The sequence below is a fragment of the uncultured Paraglaciecola sp. genome, assembly GCF_913020055.1.
In the GTDB taxonomy this organism is placed as follows: Bacteria; Pseudomonadota; Gammaproteobacteria; order Enterobacterales; family Alteromonadaceae; genus Paraglaciecola.
The window spans coordinates 34,964-59,175 of sequence record NZ_CAJWCF010000005.1 but is presented as its reverse complement, the minus strand read 5'-3'; the positions used below and the strand labels follow the sequence as shown (position 1 = coordinate 59,175).

Here is a 24,212-nt window from a genome sequence, read left to right as displayed (position 1 = left end):
AAAAAGGACATGAATCAGTTTATTGCCGGCGTAGATGAAGTAGGGCGCGGCCCTTTAGTGGGTGATGTGGTGACAGCAGCCGTTATCCTTGATCCAAAGCACAAAATAGTTGGATTGGCAGACTCAAAAAAATTATCTGAGAAAAAACGCGATATTTTGGCTGCAGAAATTAAACAATATGCCTTAGCTTGGTCAATTGGCCGAGCCAGTCCAGCAGAAATTGACCAGCTAAATATTTTGCAGGCCACCATGTTGGCGATGACCCGAGCGGTACAAGGATTGTCGATACAACCAACTCATGTGATGGTAGATGGAAACCGTTGTCCAAAATGGGATTATTCGAGTGAAGCCGTGGTCAAAGGTGATGGTTTAATTGCAGAAATTTCAGCCGCTTCCATTATTGCAAAAGTAACCCGGGATAAGGAAATGTTGGATTTGGATCAACAATACCCAGAATATGGCTTTGCCAAACATAAGGGATACCCCACAGCATTTCATTTGGCTAAGCTAGCGGAGCTTGGACCATTACCTCAATATCGAATGAGTTTTAAGCCGGTTCAGCAGTCTCTAGTTATGCGTGACGGTCAATTGGCGGGTGTTTAAATGACAGAGCAAACAGAACAAGCAGAACAAACAGAACAAACACCGCAACCAGCAGTCGATTTTGTACATTTGCGTGTGCATAGCGACTATTCCATGTTGGATGGGCTAAATAAGGTTAAACCTCTTATTGCCCATGTTAAAAAATTAAATATGCCGGCAGTGGCTATTACTGACCAGATGAACATGTGTGGCTTGGTGAAGTTCTATAGTCAGGCGCATGATAACGGTATCAAACCCATCATTGGTGTGGACTTTTGGGTACAAAGTGACCAAATAGAAGACTCGTTGTTTCGCCTAACATTGTTGGCAATGGATAACGATGGCTACAAAAACATCACCCTATTGATCTCTAAGGCCTATTTACGCGGCAGTATTAAAGATAGAGCGGCAATCGATAGAGATTGGTTAGTTGAACACAACAAAGGTGTGATTATCCTATCTGGAGGTAAATCGGGCGATTTAGGTATGCTGCTGACCAAAGGCAATATGGATATCGCAGCTAATGTCACTCAGTTTTATCAGCAACATTTTGCAGATCGCTTTTATCTGGAATTGACCCGAACCGGCAGGGTTGGGGAAGAAGATTATATTCACCGCGCAGTAGACTGGGCGCATCAATTCGATTTACCAGTAGTTGCTACCAATGAAGTGTGTTTTGTTGATAGACAATATTTTGATGCTCACGAAATTCGTGTGGCTATCCACGACGGTTATACGTTAAACGATCCCCGTAGACCTAAACAATACAGTGAACAGCAATATCTGCGTACAGCTGAAGAAATGGCAGAACTATTCTCAGATATTCCTGAAGCCATCCAAAATACAGTAGAAATTGCTAAACGCTGCAATGTTACCGTGCAGCTAGGTACCTACTTCCTGCCTGATTTTCCTACTGAAGGTATGGATATTAAAGACTTTTTGGTTAAGGTATCTGAGGAAGGCCTAGAAAGACGTTTGGCATTCCTGTTTCCGGACGAACAAGTGCGTATCGAGAAACGCCCAGAATATGATGAACGTCTAGCGATAGAGCTTAAAGTTATAAACCAAATGGGCTTCCCTGGCTATTTCTTGATCGTAATGGAGTTTATCCAGTGGAGTAAAGACAATAACATTCCCGTTGGTCCAGGCCGTGGGTCAGGTGCCGGATCATTAGTGGCTTATGCACTGGATATCACCGACCTTGATCCCCTTGAATATGATTTGTTATTCGAACGATTTTTGAACCCAGAACGGGTATCAATGCCTGATTTCGACGTCGATTTTTGTATGGATAGACGTGATGAGGTAATTGATCATGTGGCCGAAATGTATGGACGAGACGCGGTTTCCCAAATCATTACTTTCGGAACTATGGCTGCCAAAGCTGTAGTACGAGATGTGGGTAGGGTGCTGGGGCATCCTTATGGTTTTGTTGATCGGATCTCTAAACTCATTCCGCCTACTCCAGGTATGACCCTTGAAAAAGCCTTTGTTGAAGAGCCTCGCTTACCAGAGTTATACAACGAAGACGAAGACGTCAAAGAACTTATCGACATGTGTCGTATTTTAGAAGGTTGCACCCGTAACGCTGGTAAACATGCTGGGGGGGTGGTTATTGCCCCTACAGTCATCACCGATTTTGCACCTCTTTATTGTGACGACGAAGGTAAAAACCCGGTTACCCAGTTCGATAAAAACGACGTGGAAACGGCTGGTCTAGTTAAGTTTGATTTCTTGGGTTTACGTACTCTGACGATTATTCAGTGGGCAACTGATATGATCAAATCAGGCAAAGGTATTGATGTTGATATCGCCGCTATCCCTTTGGTTGATGCAAAATGTTTTAGAGTCCTGCAAAATGCCGAGACTACTGCTGTATTCCAGCTTGAATCCCGTGGTATGAAGGAATTAATTAAACGCCTTAAACCAGACAGTTTTGAAGATATCATCGCATTAGTGGCACTGTTTAGACCCGGCCCGTTACAGTCAGGCATGGTAGATAACTTTATTGATCGTAAACATGGACGTGAAGCAGTCTCTTACCCTGACGCTGAATACCAACATGAATGTTTGAAAGAAATATTACAACCCACCTACGGTATTATCTTATATCAAGAGCAAGTCATGCAGATAGCTCAGGTAATGTCGGGATATAGTCTAGGCGGCGCCGATTTATTACGCCGTGCTATGGGTAAGAAAAAGCTAGAGGAAATGGAGAAACAGCGCGAATCATTTGAGACAGGCGCTAAAGAAAACGGAATTGATCCAAATCTAGCTATCAAAATTTTCGATCTGGTAGAAAAATTCGCAGGTTATGGTTTTAACAAATCCCACTCGGCAGCTTATGCTTTAGTTTCTTATCAAACCTTATGGTTGAAAACTCATTACCCCGCAGAATTTATGGCCGCTGTAATGTCAGCTGATATGGATAACTCAGACAAAATAGTGACTTTGGTTGATGAGTGTAATCGTATGGGGTTAACCATATTACCTCCCGATGTGAATGCCGGTAGTCATAAGTTTACTGTTGATGAAGAAGGGCGCATTGTCTACGGTATTGGTGCTGTCAAAGGTGTCGGTGAAGGCCCAATTGAAGCGATTATTGAAGCGCGCGAAGAGCATGATAAGTTTAGCGATTTATTCGACTTTTGCGCCAAAATAGACCTTAAACGTATTAACAAACGTGTACTGGAAAAATTAGTATTAGCAGGAGCATTAGATAATTTAGGCTCACATAGAGCCTCATTAATGTCTTCATTGCCCGATGCATTGGCCGCAGCAGGTCAACATGCTAAAGATAAAACGTCCGGTCAATCAGACATGTTTGGTTTATTGACCACTGAACCTGAAGAGGTGCAACAAGCTTTTGCTGATGTGCCACCTTGGCCAGAAAAGGTATGGTTAGATGGTGAGAAGACTACTTTAGGTTTATATCTAACAGGTCATCCCATTAATCAATATTTGAGCGAAATTAAACATTATGCACCTTGTCGTTTAGTTGATCTTAAACCGACCAACCGAGATCAAACCGCTTTTGCTGTTGGTTTAGTTTTAGGGGTACGGGTGATGACCAATAAACGTGGTCGTCGTTGGGCATTGGTGACATTAGATGATAAAAGTGCCAGAGTGGATGTCAGATTTTTCCCTGATATGCTTGAGCAATACGAAGAATTGCTGCAAGAAGACAAAATATTGGTGATAAGTGGACAGGTCAGCTTTGATGAATTCTCTGGTGGCAATACAATGTCGGCCCGTGATGCCATGGACTTAGTACAAGCCCGTGAGAAAAATGCTAAAGGGTTACAAGTACATTTAGAATCAAGCTGGTGTAATTCCTCAACTGTGGCTAAACTGCAAACAATTTTGCAACCTTATCAAGGTGGAAGTTGTCCGGTTCAGATACATTACGTGCATCCAGATGCAAAAGTAAATTTAACCTTGGGCGCGCAGTGGTATGTTACTCCCCAAGATGAGTTACTATATGACTTACAACAGCTGTTAGGGAAACCTCAAGTTGACTTAGAATTTCATTAACTCGTTAATAAAAGCGAACTGATGACAAGCTGTAAACATTAATTATTAGGTGTTCAATGAGTGTAAATTTTTTAGAATTCGAAAAACCTATCGCTGAATTAGAAGCGAAGATTGAAGAGTTGAGACTAGTCAATCAAGGCGGAGAGTTCGACGTTAATATCGAAGAAGAGATCACCAAACTTCGAGAAAAAAGTGCAGAATTAAGCAGGAAAATTTTTGCTGATTTAGGCGCATGGCAAGTTTCTCAAATTGCGCGTCATCCTATGCGTCCTTATACCTATGATTACGTAGAGCGTATCTGCACAGATTTTGATGAACTTGCAGGTGACAGAGCCTTTGCCGATGACAAAGCCATAGTAGGCGGCTTAGCAAAAATTGATGGGCAGCCAGTGATGATTATTGGTCATCAAAAGGGCCGTGATACTAAAGAAAAAATTAAGCGTAATTTTGGCATGCCTAAACCAGAAGGTTACAGAAAAGCATTACGCTTGATGGAAATGGCCGAGCGTTTTAACTTACCGATTATTACCTTTATTGATACCCCTGGAGCTTATCCTGGCGTAGGTGCTGAAGAACGTGGCCAAAGTGAAGCCATCGCCCGTAATCTAAAAGTTATGTCAGGCTTAAAGGTGCCAATTATATGTACTGTAATTGGCGAAGGTGGTTCTGGTGGTGCATTGGCCATAGGTGTTGGCGACAGAGTTAACATGTTGCAATACAGTACCTACTCGGTGATTTCACCAGAAGGATGTGCTTCAATTTTGTGGAAAAGTGCTGATAAAGCCCCACAAGCAGCCGAAGCAATGGGTGTCAGTGCAGGGCAAATTAAAGAATTAGGTTTAATCAATCAAATTATAAATGAACCCTTAGGCGGAGCCCATAGGGATCATGACTCAATGGCAGCTAATTTAAAAGCTACGCTAAAACAGCAGCTTGCACAGCTTGGTAGTTTATCTACTGAGGAATTGTTAGCCCAACGTTATGAACGATTGATGTCTTTTGGTTATTGTTAAATAATCAGCATTATATAGATTGTATAAGCCATCTTTTAAGATGGCTTTTTTGTTATTGAGATAATTCAGAGAACTATGTCCATATTAAATACACTGAAGGAACAACTAAGTTGTGAGCCACTCTCGTCGGCCACACATCTAGTGGTTGCATACAGTGGTGGTGTAGACTCTCATGTTCTGTTGCACGCGTTGCATTCCGTTTTACAAGAGGCTCAATTCAGTTTTGAGCTCAGCGCAATTCATATTCATCATGGTTTAAGTCAACATGCAGACCAGTGGCAAACACATTGTCAGCAGGTGTGTGCGGACCTACATATTGACTTTCAAACCGCCAATGTTTCGGTTGAAGTGGTATCGAGGCAAAGTCTTGAAGCACAAGCCAGAGAGGCGCGTTATAACAAGTTAGTTGCGTTAGCACCGGCTAATAGCCAAGTACTTCTTGGACAACATCAGGACGACCAACTCGAAACTTTTTTATTACAGTTAAAGCGGGGAGCGGGGCCTAAAGGCTTATCTTCGATGAATCGCACTTGGAATGTTCAATGCCCATTACAATCTGACAAAAAAGTAGGATTTTATCGACCGCTTTTAGACTCATCGCAACAGGTTATTTGGGATTATGCACTGCAGCATAAATTGCAATGGTGTGAAGATGAGTCTAATCAAAACACGGATTTCGAACGTAACTTTTTGCGCCATGATGTATTGCCTGTATTACAAGGTCGTTGGCCAGAAATTTCTCGTTCAGTGGCTAGAAGTGCCACACTTTGCGCCGAGCAACAAAGTTTATTGGATGAAACCTGCGCTGAAAAGCTCAAACAAATAAGAGCATCTGTATATAGTTTACATCTGCCAGCCCTAAAGCAGTTAAGTCAGTCATGGTTACATCAAATAGTACGTTATTGGTTGTCCGAATTGGGTATGCAAAACCCATCTTTAGCAGTGTTAAGTCGACTTACACCTGATTTATTAGAAGCTGCTGAAGACTCTACACCAATATTACAATGGAATACTTGGCAGTTCAGGCGATTTGATCAGCAGTTATTTGTGATCAATGTGCCAGTAAAACACAACGCCTACAGCAAAGAATGGCTAGGAGAAGAAAAAATTCAGCTACCTGATGGTTTAGGGGGGCTGCTCTTTTCGAAATCAGTTAAAACGCCGGTTGATGGAAAGTCACAGATAACCATTGACCCAGCATTAGGCGCGGTGGTGATAAGATTAGGTGGATATGGTGCAAAGTTTAAACCTGCTGGTGCGGATCATTCAAAACCCGTTAAACAATGGTTTAAGCAGTGGAAAATAGCCCCTTGGTTACGAGAGTCAGTGGTATTTATTTTGCAAAACGAAAAAGTGCTGGCCCTAATAATAGAGGAAAGATTACATCCTGGACAAAGTGCGCAATGTCAAAATGAAAATGACTTTTTGGTTAGCCTAAGGTTAGAAAATACTCTCTAGTCACAGTAACTAAATCCAAAACCTAAGTTATTGCTCTGTCTCAAGTACTTTATCAATTCGTTGATTATAGTCATCCAACTTAACTTGTTGACTTTCAGACAAAGTCACTCCTTCTAAAGCCTCTAAACAGCTGGAGACACTTTCCGTTTCTTCTTCGGTTAGTCCTTCTACTTCTGCTAAAATGGCCAATACTTTTAATAGGCTAATAGTGATGTTGGGATTGTTCGGTGACAGCTGTGCAGCTTGGCAGAGTAAGTTATAAGCAGGTTTATAGCGTTTGTTTTTATAATAGGCAGAAGCCATTTCACCCAATTCTTTTGGGCTATAACGAATGTCTTGTCGCTCTTTTGACTCTTGCTCTAAATATTCACTCAACACTTTTCCGGTAAAGGAGTCATTGCCAACTTCATCTTTCATCTGTTCAAGCAAACGCATTGATTGCTCCCACAAACCGACTTCATGAAAGGCTTTAACTTTATCTAGGTTGTCTTCGAAATTTTTCAAGGCACTTGCTCGAGTGTGTTGCAACATGACTTGTTCTGCTTGTTTTTTATTTTGGCGCAAGTTAAGCAGTCTTACTTCGATCACAGTGATCTGATCGCCCAAATCGGAGGCTGCAGCAAAGTCTTGTTTTAATAGTTCTAGCGTTTTTTCAGTGTTGATTAACAGCTTATTTGATTCGGTTTCAGATAAGGTGCCTGCCAGATCTGAACCAGAGCGGATGACATTAAGTTGTAAAGCGGGTGAGTCATGAATCGAGTTTTTAGCGTATTTGGCAATATTTCTGGTGGCTAGGTATTGCCCCATTCTGTCATGATTTAATCTGGCTAAGTTCCATGATTTTTTATTTCGTTCAATACTACGGGGAGCTAATTTAGTCGCTTCTTGAATAATTTCATACCCTTGCTGATAGTCTTCATTATCAATATGATATTCCGCCAGTAAGTCGTAGGTAGCAAATTTTGTATCATTTCGTAAAAGCAGTGCGGAGGTTAATTCGGTTGCTTCATCTATCTTTTTTTGTTTAAGTAAAGTTGCGGCTAAACCCACCTGTACCCATGCGTAAGAATATTTTTCAGCCAGATTTTCATAGAATTCTTGTGCCCCTTGATACTCCTTCATATTAAATAAACTTCTGCCAATCAATCGATTAATATGCGGGTGATACAATGTCAAAGATGAGTCTTGTAACTGGCGTTCAGCGTAATAAATAGCCGTAGGAAATTCACCTTGGTCAAAACAAAAACGCAAGGCGTAAAGTTTCTTTTCGATGGCAATAACTTGACCAATACGCTTGGCAACTTTTAAGCGATCCAGTGGTTTGACCCAAAAATCAGTGGGCTCCATTTCCACTACACAATTGACTAAACCTTTAGATGTATCTGCACTTAGAAATATCACACAAGTGGTTTTAGTGATGTAACCCTTGAACTTCATTTCTTCCAATAAGTTAAAACCATCTTTGTCACTTTTGACGTCAAAGGCAATCAGTACCATATCGAAACGTGTTGCTTGGCAAAACCTTAATGCTGAGTCTGAATTGTGAGCACTTTTTACTTTTTCAATACCCGCATCAAGCAAAGCCCCCCTAACCACTGTATGTACTAGGTCCTGGCCATCTATTATCAGTACTTCAATATCAGCATTAGATTTTTGTTCGGGTATTTTTATCAATTTCTCAGTCCTTTGTTATATAAATCAGTGATTTATATTAAGTAACTAATCTATTCTTGTCGGGACTGATTGTCTAGCAAATAAATGCTCAATAAATGAGTAATTTACACTGCAATAAAAAAGTTTTTTGGCTTATTGTGAACGCCGCTTAAATACAAACTTTGTTTCTTGCTTTTCCCCGTCATTGTCAATTACCACGTAGACATGCATCTCATTCTGGTTGACCAGATTATAGGTGTAACCTTCAAAGTAAGCTGAAGTCTTAGTGAACCTAACCAACTTAAAATCCATGCTTTGGTCTTTCTCCTCCCAACCAATGAGATCTCGACCAAAGTGTTTGAGTCGTAAAATGAGACTACCTTTATGTTCTGATATGGCCATCAATTCATAAAATCTTACTTGATTATCTTGAATAAATTTGAAGGAAGCCATCATAGAGCCTGCCGAGGGTTGTGACCAAATTTCCTCGAACTGACCACCTCAGATATCACCCTGCCAATAACCCGATATCCACTTTACATCCCCAATTGAAGCGGGTGCTGAGGAAGCTCCAGGAGCTAAGGTCTCTGTATTTGATAACACCTCATCAGGGTGAGCCTTCAATGCAAAAGTGAAAACTATTAGCGATAGGAAAAAAGTGAGTCGAATAAAATTAGCCATGATTGGAAATCCGATTAGAAGTGAATGTAATCACCAAGACTATAACCAATAATCAGGGTTAAACTATACAATCCGCATCAAAAATTGATGTTAGGCAGTGCGTAACTTTAATTAAATTATTTTTGAATGGCGCAGGTGGCTAATGGTGTTTTTGTCATAACCTAATAGCTCTGACAACACATTTTCCGTATGTTCTCCAAGATTCGGAGGTGCCTGATTGTACTCGATAGGGGTACGTGAAAAATTAATAGGGTTGGCGACTGTTGGTACTTTGCCATTTTCGGGGTGGTTTAGTTCACCTAGCATATTGCGGTGTTTAACTTGTGGGTTATCGAATACTTGCGCAATGTCGTTGATTGGGCCACATGGAACGCCTTTTATTTCTAGTTGTTGTAACCAAACATCACTGCTTTTTGCTTTGATGATTTCTGCCAATGTTTCAATTACAATTTCTCTGTTGCGCACTCTTGCTTGATTAGTGGTGAAGCGAGGGTCTTGGATTAACGCTTGGCATTCCGCTACCTCACAAAAATCTGCAAATTGTGAGTCGTTACCAACGGTCAAAATGATAAAGCCATCCGCTGTTTGAAACGTTTGGTAGGGCACAATATTAGGGTGGGCATTACCCATGCGCTTAGGAATGTCTTGGCTAACCAGATAGTTCATACCCTGATTGGCTAAACACGCAACTTGTACATCAAGTAAAGCCAGATCAATATGTTGACCTAAACCAGATTTTTCTCGCTCAATTATTGCCGCTTGTATAGCCGTGGTGGCATACATTCCTGTCATGATGTCGGTTAAAGCCACGCCGACTTTTTGTGGGCCTCCACCAGGTAAATGATCAGGCTGCCCCGTTACACTCATTAGTCCGCCCATACCCTGTAACAGAAAGTCGTATCCGGCTCTTTGAGCATAAGGCCCATCTTGGCCAAAACCTGTGATAGAGCAATAAATCAATTTAGGATTAATCGCTGATAAGCTAGCAAAGTCTAGGTGGTATTTTTGTAAACTGCCTACCTTAAAGTTTTCTATCAGGACATCACAGCTTTCTACAAGTTGCTGAATAACGGCTTGTCCATCTTGGTGATGTATATCGACCGTAATCGAGCGTTTACCTCGATTGGCCGATAAAAAATATGCTGAATCTGTTGGGTTTTCAGTTTGTTGATTATTTAAATAAGGGGGACCCCAGTGACGAGTGTCATCACCTTGTATCGGCTTTTCTACTTTAATCACTTCTGCACCTAAGTCCGCCAACATTTGTCCGGCCCAAGGCCCCGCTAAAATACGACTGAGTTCTAGTACGCGTATATGTGACAATGGTGATGGCATAAGTTGCTCTTAGGTTTTTGTAGTTGAGTGACAGCAAACAGGCTGACTAAATAAATTTTGCGGTTTTTAAATAGCCGCACAGTTGATTAACTTTTTTAAAAACACCAACTGAATTATAAACCTTCACTTGTTTTCATTGGTGTACTGCAAATTTAACAAAGTTGAGATGGGCTGGCTCCACTAAATAGTCGTCATGTTGCTGTGTCATTTATTGGGTTGCAAAAAAAAACCCTCAAAATGAGGGCTTAGCTTAACAAGTTTTTAGCATTACAACTTAATAATATTATTGCCAGTGTCTCGGTCAATAAAACGTACAAATGGATCAATACCTGCAAAACCAGGTACTTCATCTACTATTAGTTCGATCACTGAGTCGCCACTTTCTATACGATGCAATCCTTGGTAAATCACTTTGTTGTCGGCATCAAATTTGTTTGGATCGTCGCTAAACAAAACAATTTCAACCTCTTCATTAAAAGGCTGTTCGGTTTCTTGTCCTTTTCCATCTGCACTAAATTGTTGTGCAGATACCGTTAATATAACCTTGGTTTTGCCGTCTTCAAGCTCTTCCTTTACCACCTCTTTGGCGCGCAAATCGTAAATAGTGATTTGCTCAAACAAGTCTTTAATATAAGCCTGTTCTGCCTCGTTCGATACATTATCTAAATGTCTCACCAAGTCCAAAGTGGTAGGGTACAAGTCTTCTCTAAACTGATATTCGTATAGCAATGCTTGTAAGGCTTTATTAAGACGCTCTTCACCTAGTTTGTTAACCAAGGCCATCATCACTATAGAGCCTTTTTGATAATGAATGTATTGTTGGTTTTCTGCGCGTAGCAGTGGCATTTCTTCAATCCGTTCTGCACTGCGACCTCTTAAATAACGATCCAATTCATGGGTTAAAAACTTACGTAGCTTTATTTCACCATACTTTTTCTTCATGACCATTAACGCGCTGTATTGCGATAAGGTTTCAGACAATACCGCGCTACCTTGCACATTGGCAGCGTTGAGTTGATGCCCCCACCACTGGTGAGCCACTTCGTGAGCAGTGACATAATAAACTGGGTCAATATCTTCAGGGTTACGTAAGTCCGAAATAAAACCAATATTTTCGGAATAGGGCACAGTGTTTGCAAAACTTTGTGCAAATCCACGGTAACCTGGAAACTCAATAATCCTTAATTGCTTGTGTTGATAAGGGCTAAATACTTTTTGAAAGTAGTCGAGAGAGTCTTGGCTAGACTCAATCATTCTGTCCACATTCCAATGATGATTTTTATGGTAGTAGACCTCGATATTAATCCCATCATGTTCGACTGTTTTCTTCTCTAGGTTAGCCGACATCACACTAAAAAAGTTGACCATCGGGGCGTCCATCTCGTATCTATAATAATTGCGGCCATCTTGTTGCCATTCTTTTTGCAAATATCCAGGCACAATGGCAAATTGATCATCGCTTGTAGAGACTGTGGCACTAAAATCAATAAACTCGACACCACTACCAAAAAAACTTTCCGTATAGCGGCTAGTATCTTCAAGTTTATATGCCCGCTGTAAAGGCTCTAAGTCTCGTTTACGGCGTTCATGTTGATCTCTTATTTGGTAACCTTCGTTGAAACCAAAAGATGGGAACAATTCGAAGTTGTTTATAAACGTACCGTTCTTCACTAAGGTATTGTCTTCACCTCTGTCTTTAAACCCTTGGTGAGCTCGGATAACATTCAGTTGACCGGTGCGCTCTTCACCAGGTGCCATAGGCTGAGTAAATTCGAACCATGCAAGGTTGTATTTGGTGTTGGTTTCACCTAATTCACCACCTGGGATCACTACATTATAGTCTTTTGTGAAGCGTGGAATATTCACCAGAAAACGACTGATGGGCTGGTCTGTGCGGTTAATCAGATTGACGGAGGCGTTGGCTTGGATACGTCGCTCTTTGGGGAAAACATCTATTGTGGCATTAATGGCTACGACACTTGGCATAGGTGCATCACGAAATTCAATGTAATCTTTTTCGTAATCGGCTTGTGTATCCAAAATCTGATCTTGGCCATAAAAATCATTCAACACTTTGGTGTTGTAATGAATATAGCCACCTGTAGATATAAATATGACTAATGCTACCGCTGCAATACTTTTGCCTTGATTACCTAGCTGATAACTTAACAAACTAAAACGTTGTTTAAGCGATGCCTGAGGGCCCCTTTGCCACATACCATAACTCATCACACCCAACACCACTGACAGAGCTGTCCAATAAAGCATGTACCAATTCTGAGTCTGTATATACCAGCCATAGCCATTTAAATCTGAGTATTGCAAAACAGGTGCGGTGCCAAAATTAAACATGTTGTGTTCAATGCCTATTTGACCAAACACACTGGATACAATTATGTAGCCAACAAAAATTAACATGCCCACATATTTATTGGGGCTTAATACTTGGAGTAAAAACGCCAATACTATGAGTAGGCAAAAGGGCAACACAGCAAAATACAGTAAGCTGATCAAATATTGCCCGAACTCAATGTTTTCATAACCCGAAAGCAATTGTTTGACAATAGCGATGACCAATCCTGCAAAATGCAGCGATACAATCACTAACATCACTGCAAGTAATTTTGATAACCAAAAAGTGACGTTGCGTACGGGCATACTGTCGATAATATCGCCCATACCTACAGTACGTTCACGCCAAACCACTTCTGCTGTGTAATAGGTAATGACAATAATCGTCATTAGGCTAAAAGCACCCACAATGATTTGCACTAAGGTTTGAGTGAGTGGCCAGTTTGGGGCGCCAAAAGCTCCATTTATGTTAAGAAAGCCGGCAATAAGTTGAAAGGCTGAAAACAGCAATAAAACAGGGAATGCTGGGCTCAGCATTACCTGCTTAATTTCAAATTTGGTGCGAATGAAAAATTGCGCAAAACCGTTTTTGGATGAGGCCTTAATCGCAATATTACTGTTGGCAGGAATAACGTCTATTCTTTCTTTCTTGGATTTTTTGCTGGTTTTGTTTGCGCTTAGCGTTAACGGCTTAAACAGTCGACCTGCGGTCAGAAGAATAAAGCTTCCCACCGCTAGCCACAATAAACGGTTTTGTAATATTGCACCCTCAAGAACGGGTAATAATGCGTTCTTTTCAAAGGCTGTCCAATAGCGTGTATATTCGCGAAATGAACCTATGGCAAATGGGTCAAGTAATGCTCTTATGGTTCGTTGCTCGGGTTCATTAAATACTTGCCCTGAAACGAAATATAAAATAAACAAACCCAAGGCACAGATGTAACCAGCCATCACACTTTTAAAGAAATTAGTGACCCCATAGAATAAAGTTGCAAGAACAAAAATAGTGGTGGTGGAAAAAATCAAGAAGGGTTGTAAGTACATCATCAAACTATTTGGGCCAACTCTTTCGCCATCGATCCAAGGCATTAAGCTGCCTATAAATAAACCTAATGGCACCATGGCAAATACGGCTAGGCATATTAAATAAGCGCCAAAAAACCGTCCAAGGTTGTAACTTAAAGGTTTGATGGGTTTGGTATAAATAATCTCTGACATGAAAGATGTATGGTTTCGTGTGGCAGTACTGGCTACAAAATTGACCACCATAAACATACTAATCAGGCCAAAAATTAGCATGGTTTGGCTAACAGCAAAGGGACTGTTAAACAACACATTTCCACCTGAACCAATTTGCACTCCATCAATGGTGATGGCAAGGAATGGCAATAAGAAAAAAACTAAACAAGTCACGATAAAAGAGGGCTGGCGAGTAAAATAGCGCCATTCAAACCTTAACATTTGAGTAAACATAACAGAGCTTCCTTATGCTACTTGGGTTGAATGAGAGTTTTGTCGAGAGTTATGTAAGGTAGAAAAATATACATCCTCTAGAGTCGCAGGGGTACTTTCAAAACCCTCAGGCGCATCAGGCGCCAGAACATGCAATACGGTGCGACCAGCAAACAGACGTTTTGAGATAACAGGCAACGTATTCTCTAATATTGCTGCTTCATCAATTGACACTGTTTTACGCCAAATTTGTCCGTTTAAGTCGGCGGTAATATCCACTGGATTACCTTGAAGTAAAATTTGCCCGTTACCCAAAACAGCCATGTTCGGGCAAAGCTCAGATACGTCATCGACTATATGGGTCGATAGAATAATGACTTTCTCTTCGCCTAAAGTCACAAGAAGATTATGGAAACGATTACGCTCTTCTGGATCAAGACCAGCTGTGGGTTCGTCTACAATCAGTAAATCTGGATCGCCCAATAACGCCTGAGCGATACCAAAACGTTGGCGCATGCCCCCAGAAAAGCCACTGACCGCTTTTTTACGGTGTTGAAACAAATTTGTGTGAGCCAATAAGCCATCAACTGCTTCTTTGCGTTCCCCTTTGTTATCAATGCCTTTAAGAATAGCTAAATGATCTAATAAGTCGTAAGCACTAACACGGGGGTACACTCCAAAATCTTGTGGTAAATAACCTAAGCGTTGACGTAATTCGTTGGGCTGGGTCAGCACATCGATTTTATCGAATTGAATACTGCCTGTATCGGGTTGCTGAAGCGTGGCAATAGTGCGCATCAAACTAGATTTTCCCGCTCCATTGGGCCCAAGCAAGCCAAACAAGCCTTTTGGAATATCCAAGTTGACATTGTTAAGGGCTTTTACCCCATTGTCGTAAGTTTTTGATATATCTTTTATTTTTAGCATGCCTTTATCCCTGTTTTTAGTTTTTATGGGGATAAATATGCAGAATTAATTTTCAATAGTCTATGGATGCAACATTTTCTTACTAAAACAAATAATTTAATTCGTGTTGATGTCGATTCAGTTTATATCCAAGCCACCTGAAGCGTGTATTTTAAGGTGGTTTGGGTATATACTTCGCGGCCTTATTTTTTCATCAGTGTTTACGTTTTTAGAGGTCGTTTTTCATGCGCACGGACTATTGTGGCAATATCAATTCATCTTATATCGGACAAACTGTCACTTTGTGTGGCTGGGTCAATCGCAGCCGAGATTTGGGAGGGGTTATTTTCCTCGACCTAAGAGACCGCGAAGGTGTGGTGCAAGTGGTATTTGACCCAGATTTAGTCGATGTTTTTGATACGGCCGTGACTCTAAGAAATGAATTTTGTGTTCAGCTCACAGGTTTAGTTCGAGCCAGACCACAAGGCCAAGTGAACAAAGATATGTCGACCGGCGAAATTGAAATGCTGGGTAAATCTTTAACTATCTTAAATAAAGCCGCTCCGTTACCACTAGATTGGAACCAAGAAAATTCTGAAGAGCAGCGTTTGAAATATCGTTATTTAGACCTACGTCGTCCTTTGATGAGTGACCGTTTAAAATTCAGAGCTAAAGTGACTAGCAGTGTACGTAACTATCTTGAGAGTGATGGTTTTTTAGATATCGAAACCCCGATCTTGACCAAAGCCACACCAGAAGGCGCACGTGATTATTTAGTCCCTAGCCGTACGCACAAAGGCCAATTTTTTGCCTTGCCGCAGTCACCACAATTGTTTAAACAATTATTGATGATGTCAGGCATGGACAAGTATTACCAAATCGTAAAATGTTTCCGTGATGAAGACTTACGTGCTGACCGTCAGCCTGAATTTACCCAAATCGATATTGAAACCACTTTCTTAGATGCAAATGGCGTGATGTCGATTGCTGAAGGTCTGGTACGTGACTTGTTCCAAAAAATGTTGTCAGTCGATTTGGGCGAGTTCCCTAGTATGACTTACGCGGATGCGATGCGCCGCTTTGGAAGCGACAAACCTGATTTACGTAATCCATTAGAATTGACTGATGTAGCAGATTTGCTTAACGACGTTGAATTTAAAGTGTTCTCTGGTCCAGCAAATGATCCGAAAGGGCGTGTTGCGGTGATTCGTGTGCCTGGCGGTGCAAAGTTGTCACGTAAACAAATTGATGACTACGGTAAGTTTGTAGGCATTTATGGCGCTAAAGGTTTGGCGTGGATGAAAGTCAACGACCTAGACGCCGGAATGGAAGGGTTGCAATCACCTATCCTTAAATTTTTAACTGAAGACGTGGCTAAAGGTATTGTTGAACGCAGTGGTGCACAAAGCGGTGACATTCTGCTGTTTGGTGCTGACACTAACACTGTTGTGACAGAAGCCTTGGGTGCCCTTCGATTAAAACTAGGTGAAGACTTAGAATTGTTAGAAGGTGAATGGAAACCACTTTGGGTGGTCGACTTCCCTATGTTTGAAGAATTTGATGGGCAGTTCCATGCACTACATCATCCTTTTACTGCTCCTCGCGATATGACTCCTGATGAACTCGCTGCTAATCCAGCTGGTGCGTTGTCTAATGCATACGACATGGTGTTAAATGGCTGTGAGTTGGGTGGTGGTTCGGTACGTATTCATCAACAAGATATGCAAGCTAAAGTATTTTCATTGTTAGGTATTAGTGACGAAGAAGCCGAAATGAAATTTGGGTTTTTGTTAGAAGCTCTTAAGTTTGGTGCGCCGCCTCACGCTGGCCTAGCCTTTGGTTTAGACCGCTTAGTGATGTTGATGACAGGTGCAACCTCTATTCGAGATGTGATGGCGTTCCCTAAAACCAACACTGCGGCTTGTCCTTTGACAGACGCACCTGGCGAAGCCAACCCAGAACAACTCAAAGAGCTTTCAATTCAAACGGTAATAGAAAAAAAAGCGGATTAATCGATTTAGTCGACTAATACAATGCAAGCAAAATACCGTATTCCTCAATCTGCCCTGACGGTTGTATATAACCAGTCAGGGCAGGTGTTGGTGATGCAAAGAAATGATGATCCTGAATTTTGGCAATCGGTAACTGGAACGCTAGAGCTGGGGGAAAAACCCTGCGAAACGGCACGCCGCGAAGTGTTGGAAGAAACTAGCATCGATATTACTCAAAAGGTCTATCAATTAATCGATTGCCAAAAAATTAATACCTATGAAATTCGCGATAGATGGAAACACCGCTATCCCCCTGACACCCCTTTCAACACAGAACACGTATTCGCGGTTGAAGTCGCCGACGACCAAGTGATAAGTTTGACAGAACACTCTGCCTATTTATGGCTAGACAAACACTGTGCAATGCAAAAAGTGTGGTCGGACACTAACCGCGAGGCAATCTCTTTATATGTACCAGATGCCAATCAATAAATTCAATCGTCAGCTTAAGTCTTTAACTACGACAACTCGAGCGATGATCTAATGGCGATTATTTTGGGAATTGATCCCGGTTCTCGTATTACCGGTTACGGCGTGATAAAAAAAGTGGGCCAAAAATCTGAATATATCGGCAGTGGTTGTATTCGGTTACAAGGCGATGAGCTTGCGCCAAGGTTAAAACAAATCTTCGATGGCGTGAGAGAAATTATCAACCAATTCCAACCTACTGAGTTTGCGATCGAACAAGTGTTCATGGCAAAAAATCCTGACTCAGCATTAAAGCTCGGTCAAGCAAGAGGTGCGGCGATTGTGGCTGCTACTTTTTTTGATTTACCTGTTGCCGAATATTCAGCAAGACAAATCAAACAATCCGTTGTGGGAAAAGGCAGTGCGGATAAATCTCAGGTTCAGCATATGGTGACCTATTTATTAGGCTTGGCAGCCAATCCTCAAGCCGATGCTGCTGATGCTCTGGCTGTGGCTTTGTGTCACAATCACACCCAACAAAGTTTGATAAAAATGTCTGGCCAAGCTACAAAAACGGTACGTGGTCGCTTGAGATAAGCTGCCACTACGAGCAAAAGACTTAAAACCCAAGGAAACAAAATGATAGGTAATATTCGTGGCATCTTGATTGAAAAGCAGCCACCTGAAATTCTGATTGAAGCAGGGGGCGTGGGGTACGAAGTACAAGTGCCTATGACCAGTTTCTATCAGTTGCCCGAAATTGGCCAAGAAGCCAATTTGTGTATTCATTTTGTAGTGCGTGAAGATGCCCAGTTGTTGTTTGGTTTTGCCAATAAACAAGAACGAGCGGTATTCCGCGAGCTAATAAAAGCCAGCGGAGTAGGGCCAAAATTAGCGTTAACTATCTTATCTGGTATGAACGCCCAACAGTTTATGCAATGTGTGAGTATGGAAGATGTGACAGGGTTAACCAAACTTCCCGGGGTGGGCAAAAAAACCGCAGAACGTTTAGTCATTGAAATGCGCGATAGATTAAGTAAGTTAGCAAAAGAACAGGGATATACAGATACAGTTCATCTGACACCAGATTTGCCAGTAGAAAATACCTTTGTGCAACGTACCGATTCAAAAGAAGAAGCGTTAAGTGCACTGATTGCTTTGGGATACAAACCCCCACAGGCGATTAGAGTGATAAACGCAGTGTATAAAGAAGAAATAAGTAGCGAAACACTTATTCGAGAAGCGCTACGAGCCATGGTTTAACAAAAAGAAATTAAACAGAACAGTCTTTTACAGACGGCTTTCAATAATTTTGTTACTGTATAAAAAAACACTATTTATAACGATTAGTAAAACACCGCATGATTGAAGCAGACCGCATAATAAAACCTACCGCCAGCCACGAAGATGAAGTAGTTGATCGTGCCATACGACCTAAAATGTTGGCTGATTATACTGGTCAAGATCATGTCTGCTCACAAATGGAAATTTTTATTGAGGCAGCGCGAAAACGTAGCGATGCCTTAGATCACTTACTCATATTTGGTCCTCCTGGTTTAGGTAAAACTACCTTAGCAAATATTGTGGCAAACGAGATGGGGGTGAATATTAAAACCACCTCTGGACCTGTGCTTGAAAAAGCCGGTGATTTAGCCGCACTTTTGACAAACCTTGAAGAAAACGATGTGTTGTTTATTGATGAAATTCATCGTCTTAGTTCAGTTGTAGAAGAAATTCTTTATCCAGCAATGGAAGATTACCAACTGGATATTATGATTGGAGAGGGCCCAGCAGCGCGCTCAATAAAATTGGAATTGCCGCCTTTTACGTTAATAGGTGCAACAACAAGAGCGGGCTCGTTAACTTCGCCTCTTAGAGATCGTTTTGGCATAGTGCAGCGTCTAGAATTTTATAATATTAAGGATCTCACACAAATTGTAAAACGCTCGGCGAGTTATTTGAACCTAAACCTAAACGAAGAAGGTGCTCTTGAAATTGCCAGACGTTCCAGAGGTACACCTCGAATAAGCAACCGCCTATTACGTCGAGTGAGAGACTTTGCTGAAGTCAGATCCGATGGAAATATTACCCTAGAGGTCGCCAGTCAAGCGTTGGACATATTGGATGTCGATAAAGAAGGTCTTGATTATATGGACCGAAAGTTACTGTTGGCTATCATTGAAACATTTATGGGTGGGCCTGTGGGTCTGGATAACCTCGCTGCGGCCATTGGTGAAGAACGAGAAACCATCGAAGATGTGATTGAACCCTTTTTAATCCAACAGGGATTTTTGCAACGTACTCCTAGGGGGCGTATTGCTACACAACGTGCTTTCTTGCACTTTGGTAAAGATTACTCAGCAGAGTAATTGACTCTAAAACCTTCAGGCAAAAAAAAAGCCCACATAATAAATGTGGGCCAAACAACTAGTGTTAAAGGAAATAAATCCAGGGAACATGTCAAATAAACTATTTACTTCATCGTTTGCCTCATTTGGAAAACAATGTGCAGTTCAGAAAACAAGACGTATTCTAGTTAAATAAACCAAAGGTTCAATTGAATTAAATTAATCAAAGGATTAGAAAATCTAATGTGTTTTAATCAAAAATGTAAATAAAATGTTTATTTCGCTTTATTTTGTTTCCAACCTACTGAATAATAAAGGGTATTTTAATTCGTTTGATTTTTAAACTATTAATTTTACTATTGCTTGTTAGTGTTTTGTTAGTTAAGTGTTAGTTCTATTTAATTGAATAATTATTCATTTTAAAAGTGTTCATATCGTTAGAGTGTATGTCTTTGTTTCTGCTAAAATCATGATAAATAAGAAAGTTTTTCAGTGAAGTAAATGTTCAGTTCAGCATTTCATATTGTTTGTTAGCATAAAGATTCACAGGTTGGGATATTTGATACCTTAGACTTAGGTATGTAAAAGTAATAACTATTCTCTTAGCATCTATAAAAGTAACTTACCATGAACAAACATAGTCACAATGTGCGAGTGTATTACGAGGACACCGACGCGGGAGGCATAGTTTATTATGCTAACTATTTGAAGTTTTTAGAGCGCGCCAGAACCGAGTGGTTAAGGCAAATGGGCACAGAGCAAGACATTCTTTTGGAACATTCTGTGGGTTTTGTCGTCAAACGTGTTGAAATGGACAATCATGCGCCTGCTCGTTTCAATGAATTGTTGTGTATTCAGTCTGAAATAGTAGAATTAAAGCGTGCTAGTTTAGTATTCAAACAAATAATAATAAGTCCAAACGAAAAGTGTTTGGTCAGTGCGTTAATCAGAGTGGCTTGTGTCAATTTATCTAGTATGAAACCACAAGCTATTCCTGACAAAATTTTAGGGGAATTTTCAAGTGCCATCTGAGTTATCTTTTGTTGATCTTATTCTTGAAGCCAGTTTGCTTGTGCAACTGGTTATGTTGTTATTACTTGCGGCATCTGTTGCCTCATGGGCATTCATATTTGAACGCAGCCGAGCGTTAAATTTTGCTCGTTCTGAAATGAAAAAATTTGAAGATAAATTTTGGTCAGGTGTTGATCTCAACCGTTTTTATCAAGAATTAGCTGCACGCCAATCTCTAGAAGGCATGGCTAGTATGTTCTGTGCTGGCTTTAAAGAATTTGTTCGGTCACGTAAAAACCCTTCCACACCAGCAGATGCGGTTATGGAAGGTACTTCAAGAGCTATGAGGGTGTCTTTATCTCGTGAAATAGATCGTTTGGAAAGCCGCTTACCTTTCTTAGCCACAACAGGATCTATTAGTCCCTATATTGGTTTGTTTGGCACTGTGTGGGGCATAATGAATTCGTTTATTGCTTTAGGTGGGCAACAACAAGCTACCTTGTCAATGGTTGCGCCAGGTATTGCCGAAGCATTGATTGCTACAGCTATGGGTTTGTTTGCTGCAATACCAGCGGTAATTGCTTACAACCGGTTTAGTCATCAAGTAGAAAAACTTGAAAATAGCTACGGCAATTTTATGGAGGAATTCTCCAGTATTTTACATAGGCAAGCACTGTCCTCAAGTGCAGATACGGCTCACCCTACCCAACCTGCTGCTTAGGCTGATTGACTATGTATGTAAGAAAACGTAGACGCCCTGTCTCAGAAATAAACGTGGTTCCATATATTGACGTAATGTTAGTGTTGCTGATTATCTTTATGGTAACGGCGCCACTTGTTACTCAAGGTGTGAAAGTGGATTTGCCCAAAGCTCAAGCTCAACCCTTGGACGAAGAATCCAAACCTCCTCTAGTGGCATCTGTTAATGCGCAAGGCCAATATTTTTTGAATGTGGGTGACAGTCAGCAAGAACCAATGTCAGCAGTAGATTTGGCGACTTTAGTGGCTGCACACCTTCAAGTTGAACCTGAAACACCTGTAGTTGTTAAAGGTGATGGCGCGGTAGCTTACAGTCAAGTTGTGCAGTTAATGGTTTTATTACAAAGGGCCGGTGCGCCTTCTGTCGGCTTAATGACCGCGCCGCCTGAGGAATAACAAACCATATGTCTAAGTTGCGTATTGCGTTTTCTATTTCGTTGTTTATGCATATAGCGGTTATTGCGACCTTACTGGTAAGTGGGCATTTCTCTTTGCCCAAGGTGGCGCCTGAAGCATTTAATCCTGAGCCCATTATTGAAGCTAAAGTAATTGACCAGAGTCAACTGCAAAAACAAGTTCAAAAAGTGAAAGACCAACAAAAAGCCAAACGTATAAAAGAAGAAGATAGGGTAAAAGAACTCGAGCGTAGAGCTGCTATTGCAGAAAGAAAACGCAAGCAACAAGAGTCCGAAGTGTCAAAATTGAAAGCAGAAACTAAAAAACAGCAATTAGACAAGAAAAAAGCTGAACAAGCTGCAGTGGCAGCAAGAGAAAAACAAAAACAGGAAAAAGCCAAAGCCAAACAGCTTGAAGATGATCGTAAACGTAAAGAGTTAGAAAAGAAAAAAGCTGATGATCAAGCCAAGAAAGCTAGAGCAAAACGCGAACAAGAAGAAAAAGCCTTAAAAGACGCAGAACGAAAGCGTCAAGAAGCAAAGGATAAGGCCGCACAAGAAAAAATGCTTGAAGAGCAGCTTGAGGCAGAACAAGCGGTCAGACAACAAAAAAGAAACAAACAAGTTTTGACTGAAGTACAAAAATACCAAGCGCTAATCAAACAGACTATTCAACGAAACTTAATTGTTGATGATGCTATGAAAGGCCAATCTTGTCGTTTTAATATTCGCTTAGCTTCTAATGGTTTAGTGATTCAAGTTAAGGAACTGGGTGGTGATCCATTGGTTTGTAGGGCAGGTAAAACTGCAATTCTCAAAGCAGTAGAATTACCAGTTTCTGATGAGCCTGATGTTTATGAAAAATTACGCGATATCAATTTTACTTTTGCACCGGAAATATAATGTTTAAACCTATGTTAATAACTAAGCAACTATTGCTTTCATTTTTTATTTTATCAATTAGTTTTCCCAGTTTCTCTGCTCTGGAAATTGTTATTACTGAAGGTATAGATACCTCAAGACCAATAGGAGTCGTACCTTTTAAGTGGGTTGGCGAAGGTGTTATGCCAGAAAAACTGACAAATGTTATTGCGGCTGATTTACGTCGTAGTGGTAAATTTAATCCCATCGACGCAAGTGATATGCCGCAATACCCCACTGCAGATAAAGAAGTGGACTACAGCGCTTGGGCCTCACAAGGTATAGAAGCGGTGTTGGTCGGCAAAGTGGAACTATCAGGCATTGATAGATACACCGTGTCTTATGAGTTAATCGATGTATTACGAGGTCAAATTACCGGTGGTCAGTCTCAGGTGTTAAGTGGCGGTAAACTAATTACTAGTAACGACCACGTATTGGCTGTCAGTAAGATGACTATTTCTGGTAATGATTTTAGGCGACATTCACATCGCATAAGTGATGTCGTGTACGAGAAGCTAACCGGTGAACGAGGGGCATTTTTAACACGTATCGCTTATGTCATTGTAAGAGATACAAAGGTGAATGATTTGCCCTTTCAATTAGTCGTGTCTGATTATGATGGTGCCAACGAAACCACATTGTTGCGATCGCCCGAGCCGTTAATGTCTCCTTCTTGGTCTCCCGATGGCACTAAATTGGCTTATGTAAGTTTTGAAAATAAACGTCCACAAATTTTTATTCAAGATATCTACACCATGAGTAGAACACAAATGACCAATTTTCCAGGAATTAATGGTGCGCCAAAATTCTCTCCTGATGGAAAAACACTGGCTATGGTGTTATCAAAAGATGGTAACCCAGAACTTTATGTGATGAATATTGCGAGTAAACAGCTGCGCAGAGTAACAAAAAACAGAGCAATTGATACGGAACCAAGCTGGTCTCCAGACAGTCAGAGCTTAATATTTAGTTCAGAACGGGGTGGTAAACCTCAGATATATCGCGTAACTTTAGCATCAGGTAAGGTTCGTCGCTTGACTTTTGAAGGTGAAATGAACTTAGGGGGGACTATTACCCCAGACGGCAAACAAATGGTGATGGTTAATCGTACTCGTGGCAATTATCATATTTCACGTCAAGATTTGACAAATGGTAATCTACAGGTTTTAACTAAAACCTATTTAGACGAATCGCCAAGTATTGCTCCTAATGGAAGTATGATTATTTACAGTACATTGCATCAAGGAAAACAAGTTTTGTCTTTGGTGTCTTTGGATGGCAGATTTAAAGCGCTACTGCCAGCGGCCAACGGTCAGGTGAAGGCTCCGACTTGGTCACCATTTTTACGTTAAA

The 24,212-nt window shown here is 41.0% G+C and carries 19 protein-coding genes and 1 pseudogene; 14 read left to right on the top strand and 6 right to left on the bottom strand.

Annotation, left to right across the window (positions count from 1 at the left end; all coding sequences use genetic code 11):
* Window positions 1-9 precede the first annotated feature (9 nt).
* The 4 genes from rnhB (at window position 10) to tilS (ending at window position 6,587) form a co-directional block, all read left to right on the top strand.
* Entirely contained in the window at window positions 10-603 is a 594-nt protein-coding gene (gene rnhB, locus QZ488_RS02165; RefSeq protein WP_293746024.1) for a ribonuclease HII, read from the top strand.
* Complete coding sequence (gene dnaE, locus QZ488_RS02160) at window positions 604-4,116, top strand: DNA polymerase III subunit alpha (protein ID WP_293745992.1); 3,513 nt, start codon at window positions 604-606, stop codon at window positions 4,114-4,116.
* 56 nt (window positions 4,117-4,172) lie between these two features.
* The gene (accA, locus tag QZ488_RS02155) at window positions 4,173-5,129 is read left to right on the top strand and encodes an acetyl-CoA carboxylase carboxyl transferase subunit alpha (protein ID WP_293745991.1); all 957 of its coding nucleotides are present in this window, start codon (window positions 4,173-4,175) and stop codon (window positions 5,127-5,129) included.
* A gap of 75 nt (window positions 5,130-5,204) precedes the next feature.
* Window positions 5,205-6,587 (top strand): tRNA lysidine(34) synthetase TilS, encoded by a 1,383-nt coding sequence (tilS, locus tag QZ488_RS02150; RefSeq protein ID WP_293745990.1) that lies wholly within the window; start codon window positions 5,205-5,207, stop codon window positions 6,585-6,587.
* Window positions 6,588-6,614: 27 nt separating this feature from the next.
* Here tilS and QZ488_RS02145 read toward each other — a convergent pair whose 3' ends face one another.
* The 6 genes and pseudogenes from QZ488_RS02145 to QZ488_RS02120 form a co-directional block, all read right to left on the bottom strand.
* Complete coding sequence (locus QZ488_RS02145; protein ID WP_293745989.1) at window positions 6,615-8,261, bottom strand: response regulator; 1,647 nt, start codon at window positions 8,259-8,261, stop codon at window positions 6,615-6,617.
* A 132-nt stretch (window positions 8,262-8,393) separates the two neighbouring features.
* A pseudogene (locus QZ488_RS02140) lies at window positions 8,394-8,729 on the bottom strand (DUF6265 family protein); the annotation flags it as partial.
* 12 nt (window positions 8,730-8,741) lie between these two features.
* The gene (locus tag QZ488_RS02135) at window positions 8,742-8,921 is read right to left on the bottom strand and encodes a hypothetical protein (protein ID WP_293745988.1); all 180 of its coding nucleotides are present in this window, start codon (window positions 8,919-8,921) and stop codon (window positions 8,742-8,744) included.
* Window positions 8,922-9,032: 111 nt separating this feature from the next.
* Entirely contained in the window at window positions 9,033-10,256 is a 1,224-nt protein-coding gene (locus QZ488_RS02130; RefSeq protein WP_293745987.1) for a CaiB/BaiF CoA-transferase family protein, read from the bottom strand.
* A gap of 267 nt (window positions 10,257-10,523) precedes the next feature.
* Window positions 10,524-14,081: a M1 family aminopeptidase gene (locus QZ488_RS02125; RefSeq protein WP_293745986.1), complete on the bottom strand. Its 3,558-nt coding sequence runs from the start codon at window positions 14,079-14,081 to the stop codon at window positions 10,524-10,526.
* Window positions 14,082-14,093: 12 nt separating this feature from the next.
* Window positions 14,094-14,987 (bottom strand): ABC transporter ATP-binding protein, encoded by an 894-nt coding sequence (locus QZ488_RS02120; protein ID WP_293745985.1) that lies wholly within the window; start codon window positions 14,985-14,987, stop codon window positions 14,094-14,096.
* A 224-nt stretch (window positions 14,988-15,211) separates the two neighbouring features.
* Here QZ488_RS02120 and aspS point away from each other — a divergent pair, with 224 nt between their 5' ends.
* The 10 genes from aspS to tolB all read left to right on the top strand — a co-directional run bounded on the left by aspS (window position 15,212) and on the right by tolB (window position 24,211).
* Window positions 15,212-16,978, top strand: coding sequence for an aspartate--tRNA ligase (aspS, locus tag QZ488_RS02115; RefSeq protein WP_293745984.1), 1,767 nt, complete (start codon window positions 15,212-15,214; stop codon window positions 16,976-16,978).
* Window positions 16,979-16,999: 21 nt separating this feature from the next.
* On the top strand, window positions 17,000-17,449 hold the full coding sequence (nudB, locus tag QZ488_RS02110) for a dihydroneopterin triphosphate diphosphatase (protein WP_293745983.1): 450 nt from the start codon (window positions 17,000-17,002) through the stop codon (window positions 17,447-17,449).
* Between the two features lie 51 nt (window positions 17,450-17,500).
* Window positions 17,501-18,022: a crossover junction endodeoxyribonuclease RuvC gene (gene ruvC, locus QZ488_RS02105; protein ID WP_293745982.1), complete on the top strand. Its 522-nt coding sequence runs from the start codon at window positions 17,501-17,503 to the stop codon at window positions 18,020-18,022.
* A gap of 42 nt (window positions 18,023-18,064) precedes the next feature.
* Window positions 18,065-18,688, top strand: coding sequence for a Holliday junction branch migration protein RuvA (gene ruvA / locus QZ488_RS02100; protein WP_293745981.1), 624 nt, complete (start codon window positions 18,065-18,067; stop codon window positions 18,686-18,688).
* 98 nt (window positions 18,689-18,786) lie between these two features.
* Window positions 18,787-19,794 (top strand): Holliday junction branch migration DNA helicase RuvB, encoded by a 1,008-nt coding sequence (gene ruvB, locus QZ488_RS02095; RefSeq protein WP_293745980.1) that lies wholly within the window; start codon window positions 18,787-18,789, stop codon window positions 19,792-19,794.
* Window positions 19,795-20,400: 606 nt separating this feature from the next.
* The gene (ybgC, locus tag QZ488_RS02090) at window positions 20,401-20,805 is read left to right on the top strand and encodes a tol-pal system-associated acyl-CoA thioesterase (protein ID WP_293745979.1); all 405 of its coding nucleotides are present in this window, start codon (window positions 20,401-20,403) and stop codon (window positions 20,803-20,805) included.
* Entirely contained in the window at window positions 20,795-21,505 is a 711-nt protein-coding gene (tolQ, locus tag QZ488_RS02085) for a protein TolQ (RefSeq protein WP_293745978.1), read from the top strand. Before ybgC ends, tolQ begins: the two co-directional genes overlap by 11 nt.
* Before the next feature lie 11 nt (window positions 21,506-21,516).
* Window positions 21,517-21,939, top strand: coding sequence for a protein TolR (gene tolR / locus QZ488_RS02080; RefSeq protein WP_293745977.1), 423 nt, complete (start codon window positions 21,517-21,519; stop codon window positions 21,937-21,939).
* A gap of 8 nt (window positions 21,940-21,947) precedes the next feature.
* Entirely contained in the window at window positions 21,948-22,841 is an 894-nt protein-coding gene (tolA, locus tag QZ488_RS02075; RefSeq protein ID WP_293745976.1) for a cell envelope integrity protein TolA, read from the top strand.
* Window positions 22,841-24,211 (top strand): Tol-Pal system beta propeller repeat protein TolB, encoded by a 1,371-nt coding sequence (gene tolB, locus QZ488_RS02070; RefSeq protein ID WP_293745975.1) that lies wholly within the window; start codon window positions 22,841-22,843, stop codon window positions 24,209-24,211. The genes tolA and tolB overlap by 1 nt, the downstream gene beginning before the upstream one ends.
* The last annotated feature ends 1 nt before the right edge of the window (window position 24,212 follow it).